Below are 15807 nucleotides of genomic sequence, written 5' to 3' on the forward strand. Positions count from 1 at the left end.
GAACCCCGTACGGGCCATGCGCCAGAGGTTCGCCACGGGCGTGTCGCACGTCATATTGATAGCCGATCCGCTCTGATAACACGTTCTAGAACCGCAGGTCACATGCCAAATAATCCCGCTGAGCAGGATGGGAGGCGCATGTACCGATCGGTAACTTAGCGGCCTGGATCACACCTCGAACCGATTTGGTGTTACTCGAGGTAACCATTAGCTTTGAGGGCAGGCAGTGTTGCCGATCACGGAGAAGAAGATTTGAACCTCGTCCCCCGCCGTCGGCTTCGGCGTTTCGAAGAAGTAGTGCCGCAATGACCCGGACCATCCCGCGTACCTCTGCTGTCCGCACCAATGTCCGCATCGTTCGCGACAACTTCTCCGGCACCGCGGTGGCCTCGCTGCGCACCTTCGGCCGCGCGGCCGGCATTGCCCAGGAATCGGTAGCTGGCATCTTCACCGGCATCGCCCGCGGCACCTTCCAGTGGAAGGAAGCCATCCTGCAGGCGTGGCGGCTGATCACGGTCACCGCGATTCCCGCGATCCTGATGGCCATTCCGTTCGGTGTCATCGTCTCGGTGCAGGTCGGCAATCTCATTCACACGCTCGGAGCGGATTCGCTGCTCGGCGCCACCGGTGGACTCGGCGTGATCAAACAGGGCGCGCCCCTGGCCACCGGCTTCCTGCTGGGCGGCGCGGGCGCGGCGGCGCTGGCCGCCGATCTCGGCGCACGCACCATTCGCGAGGAGATCGACGCGCTGAACACCATGGGCATCAGCCCGATTCACCGCCTGGTGATCCCGCGCATGGTGGCCATGCTGGTGGTGGCCCCGCTGCTGAACGTGCTCATCATCTTCGTGGGCGTGCTCGCGGGCTATATGGTCGCCATCGGCGGTCAGGGCGTCACGCCGGGCAGTTACTGGGCCACCTTCGGTTCCTTCACCACCACCGCCGATGTGTGGGTCTCGCTGCTCAAGGCCGTGATCTTCGGCTTCATCGTCGTGGTCATCGCCTGCCAGCGCGGTCTGGAGGCCAAGGGCGGTCCGCGCGGTGTGGCCGATGCCGTGAATGCCGCGGTGGTGCTGTCGGTGGTCTCGATCGTGGTCGTGAACCTGATCGCCACCCAGATCACCGCTATGTTCCTGCCGACGAGGCTCGCCTGATGTCCGCCACGTACGTCCCGAAGGGGCTGGGCTGGGCCGCGCGCTTCTATCACCGCCGCGGCCTGCTGCTGCGCCGCGTCGAGGGCCTGGGCTTCGTGCTCGCCTTCGTCTGGCAGGTGCTGTCGTCGATTCCCTTGACGCTCAAGCGCTATCGCGACGAGACCATGCGCGCCATCACCGATATGACCTGGGGTCGCGGCTCCATCATCGTGGGCGGCGGGACCGTGCCGATGATGATCGTGCTCGGTCTGGTCATGGGCGCGTCGGTGGCCGTGGAGTCCTTCGAGACCCTCGACATGCTGGGCATGGGCCCGGTCACCGGTCTGGTCTCGGCGTACGCCACGACCCGGGAACTCGCGCCGATCGCCGCGGCCATCGGTTTCGCCGCGCAGGCGGGCTGCCGCATGACCGCCGAAATCGGTTCCATGCGCATCTCGGAGGAGATCGACGCGATCGAATCCCTGGGCCTGCGTTCGGTTCCCTTCGTGGTGACCACCCGCGTGCTGGCCGGTGTGGTCGCGATCGTGCCGACCTTCCTGATCGCGCTGATCATGTCGTACATGTCCTGCCGCGGACTGATCACGCTGGTGCACGGTTCGTCCGCGGGCGTGTACGACCACTACTTCTTCCAATTCGTCTCCGGCTTCGATGTGATCGCGGCGGTGATCAAGGTGGCCATCTTCGCGGTGGTCGTCATCCTGATCCACTGCTACTACGGCTTTTTCGCGACCGGCGGTCCCGAGGGCGTGGGTATCGCCTCGGGCAAGGCCGTGCGGGCCAGTTCGGTGGCGATCATCGCCCTGGACATGGTGCTGTCGCTCGGGCTGTGGGGCTTCAACTCGGCGATTACGTTCACGGGGTAGGGGATGCCGAACTACGGAATGCCGGGTGTTGCCGTGGACCGGAAGCGGTCCATGGCGGTCGGCGCGATCGCGCTGGCGCTGATCATCGCGGTGGCGGCCGGATGGACGCTGTACTCGTCCGCGAAATCCGAAGACGGACTGCCGATTTCGCTGCGCACCGAGCAGATCGGTGACGGCGTGCTGGTCGGCACCGACGTGCGGGTGAACGGTGTTGTGGTCGGCAAGGTCACCGACATCACGCCGGATCAGCACGGTACGCAGCGCATCGGCCTGCGGCTGGACGATTCCCGGTTGTTCGGGATCGACGACAGCGTGCTGGTGGATTACGCGCCCGCGAACCTGTTCGGCATCAGCGAGATCGATCTGCGGCGCGGGCCCGGCGGTACGCCGCTGCGCGCGGGCGCGGTCATCGATCTGACCGGACCCAGGGCCTCGGCCGTCTACGACGCCACCATGGGTTCGATTCTGCGCAGTGCCTCACAGGTCGGCGGTTCGGTGCTGACACCGCAGATGGCCTCGGTCATCGCGCAGGCGGCGGCCGACACCGAGGCGTTCACGCCGCTGGCGCAGGCGCTCATCACGGCCACGCGCACGGTCGCGGACAACCAGAAGATGCCGCTGTCGGAGCTGATGGGTCAGCTCGGCCCGGCCTTCGACGGCGGCGGTAAGTTCGCCGGCGCGACGGTGCAGGTCATCGACATGATCCGCAGTATTCAACGGCTGCAAGGTAATCGGGCCGACTACGACTCGAACCTGGCGCTGATCACCGGGAAACTGCTTCCGCAACTGGCGAATACGCTGGGCACGGCCGGAACTCAGCTCTCCGGCCTCACCGACATGCTGGCTCCGCTGCTGAACATGCTGGCGCAGATGGTGCCGCAGCCGCAGCAGTCCGCGGCCGAATTGCGCACGCTCATCGAGCGTGTGCGCAGCGCCATGCCGGATAACGGTCAGGGCCCGGTCCTCAATGCCGAGATCGATCTGCGCGGTGTGCCAGCCCTCGCGGTGCCGCTGCTGGGAGGTGCGCGATGACCGTCAAGGGCGCAGCCTGGCGGCTGGCACTGTTCACCTCGGTGATCGCGGTGGTGCTGGTACTGGTGATCTCCGCGATCGAGCGGCCGGTCTCCGGCAGTACCGAAACCCACGACGCCATGTTCACCGACGCCAACGGCCTCAAGGTCGGCGACGATCTGCGCATGTACGGCGTGCAGGTCGGCAAGATCAAGAAGATCTCCCTGGACGGCGCGCAGGCGCGAGTCCAGTTGTCGGTCAAGACCGATGCGCCGATCTACGACAACAGCAAGCTGGCCATTCGCTATCAGAACCTCACGGGGCAGCGGTACATCGATCTGCAGCAGCAGCAGCAGCCCGGTCAGCGCATCGCCTCGGGTGCGCGCATCGGTACCGATCACACGGTGCCGTCGTTCGATGTGACCAGCCTGTTCAATGGCCTGAAGCCGGTGCTGGCCACCGTTTCTCCGGAGGCCATCAATCAATTCAGCGCCAGCATGGTCGCTTTGATCGAGGGTGACGGCAGCGGTGTCGGCCCGGCCATGGACGCGATCGGGAAACTCGCGTCCTATGTGGACAATCGGCAGCAGGTGATCGGCACGCTCATCCGCAATATGTCGGATCTGGATGATCGGCTGAGCGGCCGGGTGCACTATCTGGTTCCGCTGCTGGCCCGGCTCAGCGATATTTTCGAGGCGCTGCAGTCGAATATCGGTGGCCTGGCGCAATTCGCCATGACCGCGCCGTCGGTGCTCGGGCCCATCGACAGCCTGATGCGCACGCTGGGCATCGATAGCGGCAGCGATGTGGATGCGCTGATCCGCAAGATCTTCCCGGATGCCAAGGAGGCGGTGGACGTCTTCGGCCGCCTGCCCGCCGTGCTCGCCGCCGCCGACGCCGCGCTGCCCGCCGATGCGAGCGGCTGGAAGCCGGTGTGCAGCAAGGGCACTGCGGATGTCCCGCCCGTGGTGCGGATGCTGATCTCGGGACAGCAGGTGTCGATATGCAAGGGATAAAGCCTCCCCGCTTCTTGAAGAGAATCCGTTTGGTTCGCGACGATCGGGTCGTCGACGACGGCACGCGGAAGAAGCGCGAACTGCGCCTCGGCCTCATCGGCGCACTGCTGGTCGCCCTGGGCCTGCTGGCCGCCGGCGTGCTGTTCGTGGTGCCGTTCGGCAAGCACACCTACACCGCGGAACTGTCCGAGGCGCAATCGGTGAAAACCGGTGACGACGTGCGCATTGCGGGCATCTCCGTGGGCGAGGTGAAATCCCTGGAACTGAAGCCGGACCGCGTGGTCATGCGCTTCACGGTGAATTCCGATGTGTTCCTGGGTGATCAGACCTCCCTCGACATTCGCATGCTGACCATTGTCGGCGGTCACTATGTCGCGGTGTTCCCGGCGGGCGATAAAGCGCTGGGCGACAAGGCGATTCCGGCCGATCGAGTGCGCCTGCCCTACAGTCTGGTCGAGACGTTCCAGGATGCGGCCGCGCCGCTGTCGAAGATCGACGGCAGCACGCTGAACCGCAATCTGGCCGCGCTGGGCAATTCCCTCGACGGCGCACCGGACAGCCTGCGCACCACCCTGCAGACCGTGAACACCTATGTGGACGCCCTGGATCGGCAGCGCACCCAGGTCTCCAATGCCGTGGCGGTGGCGGACGAGTACGTGACCATGTACGACGGCGCGAAGACCGATCTGGGCCGGCTGATGGACAATGCGAACCTGCTGGTGACGGTGCTCGAGGACAAGCACACCGAGATGGCGCAGGCCATTCGGCTGCTCAGCGATGTGGTCGGCCGGCTGGGCGGTGCGCAGCCGCAGTGGGATGCCTCGCTCAAGCCGAAACTGCTCGATGCCATCACCCAGTTGGAGCAGCTCGGAACAAAATTCACGCCGACCCTGGACGCCGCGCACGGTCTGCAGCAGAAGCTGTCGTCCCTGGTGATCCCGGACGGCGGCGTGAGCATCGACCAGTCCCAGCAGACGGTGCCGGTCTGCGTGCCGCTGCCCGGAAAGGACTGCTGATGCTCAGGCGCATGCTCGGCTCGCAGGCGTTCATGTCGGTCGCCGGTGCGGTGGTGGTCGTGGCGCTGGCGGTGGTCGGCTACTTCCTCTACTTCGATCCGATGAAGAAGACCGAATCCTATTGCGCGGTCATGCCGGATTCGGTCGGCCTGTACGTCGGCAACAAGGTGACCATGCGGGGTATCCCGGTGGGCACGGTGACCTCCGTCGATTCCGACGGCGCCAAGGTCAAGGTGGGCTTCTCCGTCGATGCGAAGTATCCGGTGTACGCCGATGCCGCCGCCACCACGGTCGCCGATTCCATTGTGGCGGACCGGAATCTGGCGGTGCTGTCGGACGGTAAGCATCCGGCGCACTGGGATTCGTCGCAGTGCATCACCAAAGCCCTGACACCCAAGAGCATTACCGAGACCCTGACCGCGCTCGCGGACCTGTCCTCGCAGCTGCAGCAGGCGCAGGCTCCGGATGCCCTGGCGCACGGGCTGTCCGCGCTGGACTCCGCGACCACCGGTGCGGGACCGCAGATCAATGAGATCGTCAAGAAGCTCGGTACGGCGCTGTCCGCGCCCGATGCCGATATCGGCCATCTCGCGGGCATTTTCGATGCCTTCGCCTCGGTGGGCGAGAAGGTGGAACAGCATTGGGGCGATCTGCGCTCCATGCTGCTGCGCCTGGGTCCCGCCCTGGAGAACGGCAGCAATGAATTGCTGGGCCCCGGTGCGGAATTGATCGATCGACTCGGCCAGGCGCTGCCCATGCTCAATGATCTGGTCACCATTGCCGGCGATCCGATCATGAAGGCCCTGGACGACACCCTGCCGCTGGTGCGCCTGCTGCGCGCGAATGTCGGCTCGCTGTCGGAGATCATGCTCAAGCTCCCGGTCCTGACGAATGCCGCCCAGTCCGTCCTGGGCTCCGGCATCACCTACGGCTCCCCGCGCGCCGCCGTTCCGATGCCCCAGGCCGACCAGGTGTGTGCCGCGCTGAATGCCACCGCACCGGGCAAATGCACCACCTCCGCCGACGGCATGATCAACGTCCCCCTCGTTCCCCTGGTGCTCGGAATGGCAGGTGCGCGATGAGAATCGGACACTGGGAAATCACGCTCGACACGGCCGGTCGCCGCGCCGCGCCGCGCGCCGTAACGGTTTGCCGCCAGGTAGCGACACACCTCCCGCAAGCAGGGGCTGCGCTCGCCGCACACGCTGCCGGGCATGCGGAGCCTGCGATGAGGGCAGGTTCCGCACGGCGGGCGGCAACCCCCGGGCGTGCAGGTTCCGTGCCGCGGGCAGGCGGCCGGAGCCGCACCACCACCTCGGCCGCCCGCCATTCGGGCACGAGCACCCTCCGTAGTCCCGCCGCAGGCACTCCCCGTCCCGGCGCGAACACTCTTCGTCGTCCCGGCGTGTTTGTGGCCGGGATCTTCACCAGCCGAGTCGATTCCGGCCACAAGCGCGCCGGAAGGACGGGCCGAGGCTTCCGGCAGGCGCTCGGCTCCGTGTTGCTCGCCGCGGGTCTCGTGGCCGGGGTCGGCGGCTGCGCGTTCGATCCGTCCTCGGTGCCGATTCCCGGGACCACGGTGTCGGGCGCGACCTATCGCATTCACATCGAATTCGGCAATGTGCTGAACCTGCCCGCGCGCGCCAAGGTCATTGCCAATGGTGCGCAGGTGGGCTCGGTCGCCGGTGTGCGCGTGGTGGATTCGCTGCACGCCCCCGCCGGTCACGGCGGCTACGTGGTGGTCGACGCCGATATCTCGACCAAGGTGCAGCTGCCCGCCACCACCATTGCCGAACTGCGCCAGAACACCGTGCTCGGCGATATCCACCTGGCGCTGACCACTCCGACGGACGGCTTCGGAACGCTGCTGCGTGACGGCGGCACCATTCCGCAGGAGCGCACGCATCCGCCGGTGCAGCTGGAAGACACCATGGCCGCCCTGGCCGCCTTCACCCAGGGCGGGGCGGTGAATCAGTTGCAGGACATCATCAATCGCTTCAATGCGGTGCTGCCCGCCGATCCGAACGAGACCAAGCGGATCGCGCAGAACGCCGCGGGCAATGCGGTCGATCTGGCCGCCAATCTGGATCAGGTGGATTCGCTGCTCAACGGGCTGGGCACCAATGCGCAGGTGCTGCACGACCGCGCGGATTTCCTGGATCACCAGCTCAGTCAGGAGTCGGTGGACGCCATGACCGGCATTACCGACTCCATTCGCGGTGTGACCCAGATCTTCGCGGCGCTCGGTCAGCTGGGTCCCTCGCTGACGTGGCTGACCCCGGTGGTCACCTCGGCCGATGCGGCGGCGAAAGCCTTTGTCCCGCTGGCTCTCTCGAGTAGGCCGCTGGATCTGTCGGTGCCCTCGAACCTGTCGATGCTGGTCGATCTGCTGCGGGACAAGCTGATTCCTTTCGTGGAGCGCGGCCCGAAGGTGAATATCACCGGCGTCACGACGGATTCGGTCTCGCGTGACGATCAGGTGAGCGGGATTCTGTCGACCCTGCGCATGATCGGAGCTGTGCGATGAAGACCGGATCGCTGGTCTCGCTCGGCGGTATCGCCGCCGTCACGCTGGTGAGCGCGAGCTATCTGACCTTCGGTGTGGTGCGGGCGGATCCGTTCGCCGAGTACACCCACGCCTCCATGGTGCTGGCCGATTCCGGTGGGCTGAGCGTCGGTTCGCCGATCCTGCTGACCGGTATGAAGATCGGCAAGATCACCTCGGTGGACAGCACCACCGGCGGTGTCGAGGTGGGCTTCCGCATCGACGCCGACCGCAAGGTCTCCACCGACAGTGTGATCAGCATCGAGCAGCTCTCGGCGCTCGGCGAACCGTATGTGGAGATCCGGCCCAAGACCGGCGGAGCGCCCTACCTCAAGGAGGGGCAGCGACTCGACACCGCCGCGGTCAAGTCGCCACTCTCCATCCCGGCCGTGTCGCGCCTGGTCAACAAGGTCATGAACCAGCTCGATCCGAATGTCGCGGCCTCGCTGGCGAGCACCCTGGGTACCGCGTTCCACGACACCGACTCAGCCATGCCGTCGCTGACCCGTGCCGGTGATCTGCTGGCGGCGGCAATCTCCAGCCGCGAGCCCAAGATTGCTCAGCTACTGAACAGTTTCCAGGCCGCAGCCTCGAATATGGATGGCATCGGTGCGGCCACTGCCGCCGCTGCCCCGGCGTTCTTGCAGTTCGAGCAGTCGCTGAGTGACCTCGTCGAGGCGGTCGGTAGACTCGTCGACAGAGCCCCCGGACCGCAGGCATATGTCAGCGGCAATGGTCTGGCACCCTTCCTGGCGAAGCTGACCGACTGGTTACAGCAGGCCGGACCCGAACTGAAAACCCTCGCGCCCCAGCTGCAGCCGCTCGCGGATGCCGCACGCACCACCGGGCCGCAGATAGATATCAGCAGCCTGATCTCGCAGGCGCTCGCCAGCACCGGCGACGGTGCCGTGCGCGTGCAGGTCAACGTCAAGTAATACGAAGAAGGAGAAGCGGATGTCCGAGGACACCCAGCCGAAGCGGGCAGTCGACGCGGAGGACTCCGCCGTCTCCGCGCCCGAGACGACCACCGCCCCTGCCGTCGCGGCCCCCGAAGCCGCGGCTACCGGGACGACCCCCGAGACCGAGCCCACCGGAACGTCCCTCACCGGGACCGCAGTTCCCGTGGCAGCGACTCCCGCGGCCGAGACGACGAAGGCCGCCGCCCCCGCCGCCCCGGCGAAGACGGTGTCGCTCAAGCTCTCCACCCTCGGCCTGGCCGCAGCGGCCGTTGTACTCATCGGCGCGCTCGTCACGGTGAGCGCCCTGTGGCTCTCGGCCCGCGGCGATCTGAGTGACCGCGATGCCAAGGCCGCCGCCGAGCAGCACGCCGAGCAGGTGGCCACCGACTACTCCGTCGGCGCCTCCAATATCAACTTCAGCGACCTGAATTCCTGGACCGGCCGCCTCAAGGCCAATACCACTCCGGCCCTGGGCAATAAGTTCGACGCCACCGCCCCGAAGCTGCAGGAGATCCTGGTCCCCCTGAAGTGGACCTCGAGCGCGACCCCGGTCGCCGCGAAGGTCGTCGGCCGCGACAACGGCCTCTACCAGGTCGACGTCTTCCTGAACGTCACCTCGACCAACGCGCAGAACCCCGACGGCGCCCAGACCACGGTCACCTACAACGTGACGGTCGACCCGAACAACGGCTGGAAGGTCTCCGACGTCGGCGGCACCGCCCTCGCCCTCCCGAAGCAGTAGCGCCCCGTAGCGCCACCACCCGGCCCAAAGCCGCAGCACCCTGTCCTCGGCGGCAGCCCTGCCCTCGCGTGGTCGCATCGGAACCCTGTCCTCGGCGGCAGCCCCTGCCCTCGCGTGGTCGCATCGGAACCCTGTCCTCGGCGGCAGCCCCTGGCCTCGGGTGGTGGCATCGGAACCCTGTCCTCGGCGGTAGCTCCTGGTCTCGGGTGGTGGCATCGGAGCCTTGTCCTCGGCGGTAGCTCCTGGTCTCGGGTGGTGGCATCGGAGCCTTGTCCTCGGCGGTAGCTCCTGGTCTCGGGTGGTGGCATCGGAGCCTTGTCCTCGGCGGTAGCTCCTGGTCTCGGGTGGTGGCATCGGAGCCTTGTCCTCGGCGGTAGCTCCTGGTCTCGGGTGGTGGCATCGGAGCCCTGTCCTCGGCGGCAGCACCCTGGTCATCCCCGCGTGCTTTTGGCCGGGATCTCGCACAGCGCAGTGGATTCCGGCCAAAAGCGCGCCGGAATGACGGGGGGTGTCTTCCCGCATGGGCGCTCAGCGGCGGAGCAGGTCTGCGAGGCGTACTGCCAGCGCCACGATCGTCAGTGTCGGGTTGGCGTGACCGTTGGCGGGGAAGACCGAGCTGCCCGCGAGGTAGAGGTTGCCGATGCCGTGTACCCGGCAGTCGGCATCCACCACGCCGGTGCGGGGGTCGGCGGACATGCGGGTCGCTCCGCTCGGGTGCGCCCAGTCGGTGAGTTGTGCTGGGAGACAGCTGTTCTCCTGTGTCCACTCGGCGAGCGCCGGCGGGGTGAAGCCGAGGCGGGTGAACTCGGCGGCGACCAGCGCGGCCGCCCGGCGGACGGTGCTGTCCTCCTGGTCGTGCACCTTCCAGTCGATGCGCGGCAGCGGCGTTCCGAGGCGATCCACCTTGTCGCCGAGCGTGATTCGGCTGTCCGGATGCGGCGCCTGCTCCACCATGCAGCGCAGCTCCACGTGTTCGAGCTTGTGCGGCAGCCCGGTGTGGTCGATGAGGCGGCGTTTCGCACCGGCGAGCATGAGCCCGGGATTGCTCGCGACCGTGCGGGCATCGTGCAGATTCACCTGTCCGCGCAGTAGTTTCTTCACCGATTCCCACGGGTCGTCCTCGGCGGGCACCTCCTGAATCCACATGCCGCAGTTGAGAAGTCCCTCGGCGGACTGGATTTCGGGCGACAGCGCCATGCCGTGCAGGAAAGTGTGTTTTCCGGTCTGCGTTCTGACGACGTATTTGCCGAACCGATCGCGCGCCGCCGCCGAGGTGTGCGGATCGAGCGCGCCGATCACGCCGCAGCGGTGATCGAGCAGATACCGGCCGACCACATCGTGCCGATTGCCGAGTCCGCCCGGCACTATTCGATCGGAGGCCAGCAGTAGTCGCGCATTCTCGATTCCGCCGGTGGCCAGCACAATTCGTGCGGCCCGCACCGTGCGCGATGTCCCGTCCGCATCGGCGATCCGTAAGGCCAGCACCCGGGTGCCACCGGGATCGGTATCGATATGGGTGACGGTCGCGCGCACCACGATGCGTACATTCGAGGCCGCGATATTCGGCAATTGCGCGCCGAATCGCATGCTGTCGAAGGGATCCGCGGGGTCCCGGCTGATCTGCCAGAAGTACGGCCGCAGTCGCCTGCGGTCCAGATCTCGCTGCGGTGGTGTGCGATCGGCGAGTTCCCAGAACCGGTCGCCGGTGAAACCGGTCCCGTATCCGAGCCCGAGGTGCGCGGCCGCGCGGTCGAGATACGGTGCCAGTTCGGTGAATTCGAACGGCCAGCCGGAATGCGGCACCCAGGGCCGCGCCGCGAAATCCAATGCGTCCAAAGGCGCGCACCGTCCGCTCCAGGTATGTGAACTGCCGCCGAGAATTCGATTGCGCGCGTTGCGATACGGCTCGGCTCGCGCCGCACCGACATTCTCGAGGTCATTGAGTTCCTCGGTTTCCGGTGCTGTCTCGAGGCCGCCGCTCTCCAGCACCAGCACTCTCAGCGCACTGCCCGCCAGTTCGGCGGCAATGGTCGCCCCCGCCGGCCCCGATCCGATGACGGCGATATCCGCCGCGAGATCGGTATCCCGCACGGCCCGTAGATCGTCGATACGCACCGGAATTCCTCCCGCACCCGCATCCACCCCCGGCGACAGACGCGTTTCCCATGGCCGCGCTCATCGTAACCGTTCAATTGTCGGTACGCGGAGCAACTTTCATTCAGCAACCGCGCTGCAGAAAGGCTCGCACATATCCTGCGGACTGCCGCACATACATCCACGCCCAGAAGGTCACGCCCGAATCACTGGGGCTCGCCACCATGGTTATCTGCCCGGAAAAGCAGCGCTCCACGATGTACCGCGCCCGCGATACATGCGGCGTATAGGTCACCACAATGATGTGCTTCCAGCCCTGCGCCTGCGCCCGCCGCCGAATCTCCCTGGCCTCACCCTGTGTGGTCCACGGATCGGGCACAAAACATGACACCGTGAAGGTGTAGTGACCATTGCAGTAGCGATCCATCTGACGGTCGTTCACCCCGGTTGACCGCGATATCAGCAATTCCGGCGCGAGTCCCTGCTTCGCCAGTGCCACACCCATATCGAAGCGGGCATAGGCCGTTCCGCCGAGCACCACGATCGCATCGGCCGGGCGCAGCGGATCTACCTGCGGATGTATGTACACCGGCACTCCGGCGAACCCGATCCCGGCCAGCAGCGCCAGCGCCGTGATCACTGCGGCGGCGAGTCGTCGGTAGCTGGACACGTATTCGACGATACGCGTTGCGCGAGAGTGTATTTCGAGGTCGAGTGTCCAGGTCGGCACGGTGGCACGCGACATATTCGACGGCTGATTGCGATCCAGGTCACTTTCGTGGGATAGTTTCCCGAATCTTGTGAGACGAAGCGGTCTCACATTGACCGGAGGGTAGTCGTGTGAGCAAGGGGAAGACGCGCAGTATTTCTTCCGACAGGGTGCGGCGCATTGCCGTGGCACTGGCGGTAATTCTCGCCTCGGCGGTGGTGGTGGCGACGGGCTCGGCCGCCGCGGATCCGGTGGCGGTGGCACCCGCCGCCCCGATTCCGCTTCCGCCCGAACTGGATCCGGGCTTCTACCATCCGGCCCCGGACCTGGTGGCGGGCAAGGCCCCGGGCGAGATCATCGCGGCCCGGCAGATCAATGCCTCGAATTTCGGGGTGATTCCGCTCAATGTGGATGCCTGGCAGCTCTCGTACCGCTCGAACGACAGCCGGGACCAGCCCATCGCGGCGGTCGCGACCGTTCTGAAGCCGCGCGGCTCGGCCCCGGACAAACTGGTGTCGATGCAGATCGCCGAGGATTCGCTCGCCGGATACTGCGCACCGTCCTACTCATTGCAGCAGTGGTCGCTCGGCGCGGTCGGCGGTCAGATCGTGGTGCCCGCCGAGTTCGTCATCTCGCAGGGCGCACTGCAGCAGGGCTGGGGTGTGGTGATCCCGGATCACCAGGGCCCCAACGAGGCCTACGCGGCCGGACCGCTGGCCGGTCGCATCACCCTGGACGGTATTCGCGCGGCCCGCAATTTCGAGCCCATGCGGCTGGATCCGAACGTCCGCGTCGGCATGTACGGCTACTCGGGCGGTGCGATCGCGACCGGTCATGCGGCCGAGCTGAAGCAGGCCTACGCACCCGAACTCAATATCGTCGGCGCGGCCGAGGGCGGTGTGCCCGCCGATCTGGGCATGACGCTGAATGTGGCCAACGGCCAGGCCACCTCGGGCCTGATCTTCGCCGCGGTCCTCGGATTGACCCGCGAGTACCCCGATTTCGCCGATTTCGTGAACGGCCATCTCGATCCGCTGGGCCAGACACTGTCCGCGGTGAAGAACAACCTCTGTGTGCAGTACACCTCGGCGCTGCTGCCGTTCCTGAATCTGAAGGGCATGCTGCACACCGCCGGTGACCCCATGCGGGAACCGGCCGTGGCCGATGTGCTGGACAAGACCCGCATGGGCAAGTCCGTGCCCGCCATGCCCATGTACATCTGGCAGGCCAATCCGGACGAGATCATTCCGGTCGCTCAGGTCAATACGCTGGTGGACACCTACTGCCAGGATCCGTCGGCCTCGGTCGAATACACCCGCGAGCATTTCGGTGAGCATGTCGCGACCGAGATCTCCGGTGGCGGTCTGGCCATGCTGTGGCTGAAGGACCGGCTCGACGGTATCGCGGCGCCCGCGGGTTGCTCCATCTCCGATGCCGGTTGGCTGGCGCTGGACCCGGGCGGCCGGGCCGTGCTGGCGTCCACCTTCGGCGAGACCTTCGCCTCGTTCTTCGGAAAACCGTTGGGCGCCAAGTAGTTCGGTTGGCCCTTTCGCGAGGGCCGATCCGGCAGAATATGGCCATGGAACTCGGCCTGCACTACTGGAACTTCACCACGCCCGCCGCGCCGGAGTCGATCACTCCGACGCTCACCCGGACCGCGCAGCTCGCCGAACAGGCGGGCTTCGCGGAGTTCACGGTCATGGACCACTACTTCCAGATGGAGGCCCGCGCCGGCGCGGACGAGCCCATGCTCGAGGGCTACACCACGCTGGGCTATCTGGCCGCGGTGACCGAGCGAATGCGCCTGGGGCTCTTGGTCACCGGTGTCATGTACCGGCATCCGGGACTGCTGGCCAAGATCGTCACCACCCTGGACGTGCTCTCCGGCGGCCGGGCTCAGCTGGGCATCGGCGCCTCCTGGTACGAGCGTGAGCAGCGTGGCCTGGGCGTCCCGGTGGTGCCGGTGGCCGAGCGTTTCGAGCGGCTCGAGGAGACCCTGCAGATCTGCCTGCAGATGTGGGGTCCCGATAACGGCCCGTACAAGGGTGAGCACTACCAGCTGGCCGAAACGCTGTGTGTGCCCGCGCCGTTGAGCAGGCCCCGGCCGCCGATCCTCATCGGTGGCGGCGGCGAGCGCAAGACGCTGCTGCTGGTGGCCCGCTATGCCGACGCCTGCAATCTGTTCGCCGTCAGCGTCGAGGATGTGGCCCGCAAGCTCGATATCCTGCGCGCGCACTGCGAGGCCGAGGGCCGCGATTACGACGCCATCAGGAAGACCGCGTGCTATGTCGCGCCCGTGGTGCAGGCGCCGGATCAGTTCGTCCGCGACCTCGAGCAGTACGCGGCGCTGGGCATCACCCTGATCAACCTCATGCCGGACGGCGACCCGGTCGCCTTCACCGAAACGGTCGCCGAACAGCTGGTTCCGCGGGTGCGGGACCTGTAGTCGGGTTCGTTCCCGAGACGGCAAACCGGGGCGGCCGGTATCATCGCGCGCGCTGCTCATCATTTGGAGGACACGTGCCCGCAACTCCCACTGCCGCCGAACTACTGGCGACCGTCGAAGCCTCTCCGCAGGCGGTAGGGGCGCACGATCGCGCTGCCTGGGTCGGCCTGTTCGCCGACGACGGCAGTGTGGAGGATCCGGTCGGATCGCGGCCGCATATCGGCAAGGCCGCGATCGAACGGTTCTACGACACCTTCATCGGCCCCAACGGCATTGCCTTCGATATCGCCAATGACGTGGTGTGCGGTATGACGGTCTTCCGGGATCTGACCATCGCCACCACCATGTCGACGGGCGTCACCCTGCACGTGCCCATGCATCTGCGCTACGACCTGGCCGATATCGACGGCGTACTGAAAATCCGTGCGCTGCGGGCGCATTGGGAACTGCCCGGAATGATCGGCCAGCTCCTGGGTTCGGGCGTGCAGGGTCTGCTGGCCGGCGCGAAGCTGGGCCCACAGTTGATCGCCAATCAGGGCGTCGGCGGTGCGCTCGCCTTCATGAAGGGCATGCGCAGTGTCGGCGCGCCGGGTAAACAGGCGGCGGGTCTGCTGCTGGATGCGGTGGGCCGCGGTGAGACCGCCGGCGCCCAGCGCGTGCTGGCCCCGGTGCCGCGCCTGGCCTGGGCGGGCGATGATCGAATGTCACTGGCGGACTTCACGGTTCGCGCGAAGGGGCTGCGCTGGAGCAAGGCCATCGCGGCGGGGCGCACGGTGACCGTCTCGGTGGAGACCCGCGACGGCCGCGGCATCGCGGAACTCGATTTCACCGATCGTGGCGCACGCATCGAAGCCGTGCGGGTCTGCGTACCGGCACGCTGATTCGCACTGAACCACACTGCGGCAGCGCGTGATTCGGCTGTCGCGTCGCCCGGTTCGGCTGGCACGGTGCCACGTTCGGCCGGCGCCGTGCCGAATCAGGTTGCCGCGGTGCTAGTCCAGCAGTCCGGCGATCTCGGCCACCGGGCTGTTGCGGCTGAAATTGCTGCCACCGGCGGCGCCGACGACTTTGCCGTGCACAGCGATCATCCACTGTCCGCACACGCATCGTAGGTACTGCACCGACCGGTGGGAGGACACGGGGGCGGGGGAGGGCCAAGCGCAGGAAGGGCATTCGGCTATCACCACCTCATCCTGCGCGGATGTGCCGCGGCGTGCTCGGACCGACACGCGTAAACCCGCAAACTAATTGC

General features: G+C 66.6%; 14 protein-coding genes. 12 read left to right on the forward strand and 2 right to left on the reverse strand.

Annotated features, from left to right (window positions below):
- Nucleotides 1–305 precede the first annotated feature (305 nt).
- The 9 genes from OG326_RS08570 to OG326_RS08610 all read left to right on the forward strand — a co-directional run bounded on the left by OG326_RS08570 (nt 306) and on the right by OG326_RS08610 (nt 9306).
- Nucleotides 306–1154, forward strand: coding sequence for an MlaE family ABC transporter permease (locus OG326_RS08570; RefSeq protein WP_327144063.1), 849 nt, complete (start codon nt 306–308; stop codon nt 1152–1154).
- Complete coding sequence (locus OG326_RS08575; protein WP_405133234.1) at nt 1154–2017, forward strand: ABC transporter permease; 864 nt, start codon at nt 1154–1156, stop codon at nt 2015–2017. The genes OG326_RS08570 and OG326_RS08575 overlap by 1 nt, the downstream gene beginning before the upstream one ends.
- A 3-nt stretch (nt 2018–2020) precedes the next feature.
- Nucleotides 2021–3049, forward strand: a complete 1029-nt coding sequence (locus OG326_RS08580) for an MlaD family protein (protein ID WP_327144064.1) — start codon at nt 2021–2023, stop codon at nt 3047–3049.
- The gene (locus OG326_RS08585; protein WP_327144065.1) at nt 3046–4044 is read left to right on the forward strand and encodes an MlaD family protein; all 999 of its coding nucleotides are present in this window, start codon (nt 3046–3048) and stop codon (nt 4042–4044) included. Before OG326_RS08580 ends, OG326_RS08585 begins: the two co-directional genes overlap by 4 nt.
- Nucleotides 4045–4073: 29 nt before the next feature.
- Nucleotides 4074–5060 (forward strand): MlaD family protein, encoded by a 987-nt coding sequence (locus OG326_RS08590; protein WP_327144066.1) that lies wholly within the window; start codon nt 4074–4076, stop codon nt 5058–5060.
- Nucleotides 5060–6142, forward strand: a complete 1083-nt coding sequence (locus tag OG326_RS08595) for an MlaD family protein (protein ID WP_327144067.1) — start codon at nt 5060–5062, stop codon at nt 6140–6142. Before OG326_RS08590 ends, OG326_RS08595 begins: the two co-directional genes overlap by 1 nt.
- Before the next feature lie 329 nt (nt 6143–6471).
- Nucleotides 6472–7587 carry an MlaD family protein gene (locus OG326_RS08600; protein WP_327144068.1) on the forward strand — a complete coding sequence of 372 codons (1116 nt, stop codon included), beginning with the start codon at nt 6472–6474 and terminating at the stop codon, nt 7585–7587.
- Nucleotides 7584–8540, forward strand: a complete 957-nt coding sequence (locus OG326_RS08605) for an MlaD family protein (protein WP_327144069.1) — start codon at nt 7584–7586, stop codon at nt 8538–8540. Before OG326_RS08600 ends, OG326_RS08605 begins: the two co-directional genes overlap by 4 nt.
- Before the next feature lie 19 nt (nt 8541–8559).
- Nucleotides 8560–9306 carry a hypothetical protein gene (locus tag OG326_RS08610; RefSeq protein ID WP_327144070.1) on the forward strand — a complete coding sequence of 249 codons (747 nt, stop codon included), beginning with the start codon at nt 8560–8562 and terminating at the stop codon, nt 9304–9306.
- 528 nt (nt 9307–9834) lie between these two features.
- Here the strand turns inward: OG326_RS08610 and OG326_RS08615 are convergent.
- Entirely contained in the window at nt 9835–11421 is a 1587-nt protein-coding gene (locus OG326_RS08615; RefSeq protein WP_327144071.1) for a GMC family oxidoreductase, read from the reverse strand.
- Nucleotides 11422–11524: 103 nt separating this feature from the next.
- The gene (locus OG326_RS08620) at nt 11525–12070 is read right to left on the reverse strand and encodes a YdcF family protein (protein ID WP_327144072.1); all 546 of its coding nucleotides are present in this window, start codon (nt 12068–12070) and stop codon (nt 11525–11527) included.
- Nucleotides 12071–12240: 170 nt separating this feature from the next.
- Between OG326_RS08620 and OG326_RS08625 the strand changes: the two genes are divergently transcribed.
- The 3 genes from OG326_RS08625 (at nt 12241) to OG326_RS08635 (ending at nt 15436) form a co-directional block, all read left to right on the forward strand.
- Nucleotides 12241–13644, forward strand: coding sequence for a lipase family protein (locus tag OG326_RS08625; RefSeq protein ID WP_327144073.1), 1404 nt, complete (start codon nt 12241–12243; stop codon nt 13642–13644).
- 44 nt (nt 13645–13688) lie between these two features.
- Complete coding sequence (locus OG326_RS08630; protein ID WP_327144074.1) at nt 13689–14555, forward strand: LLM class F420-dependent oxidoreductase; 867 nt, start codon at nt 13689–13691, stop codon at nt 14553–14555.
- Nucleotides 14556–14629: 74 nt separating this feature from the next.
- Nucleotides 14630–15436: a nuclear transport factor 2 family protein gene (locus tag OG326_RS08635; RefSeq protein WP_327144075.1), complete on the forward strand. Its 807-nt coding sequence runs from the start codon at nt 14630–14632 to the stop codon at nt 15434–15436.
- Nucleotides 15437–15807: the final 371 nt, after the last annotated feature.

Origin of the sequence: Nocardia sp. NBC_01327, assembly GCF_035958815.1 — a bacterium.
GTDB lineage: Bacteria > Actinomycetota > Actinomycetes > Mycobacteriales > Mycobacteriaceae > Nocardia.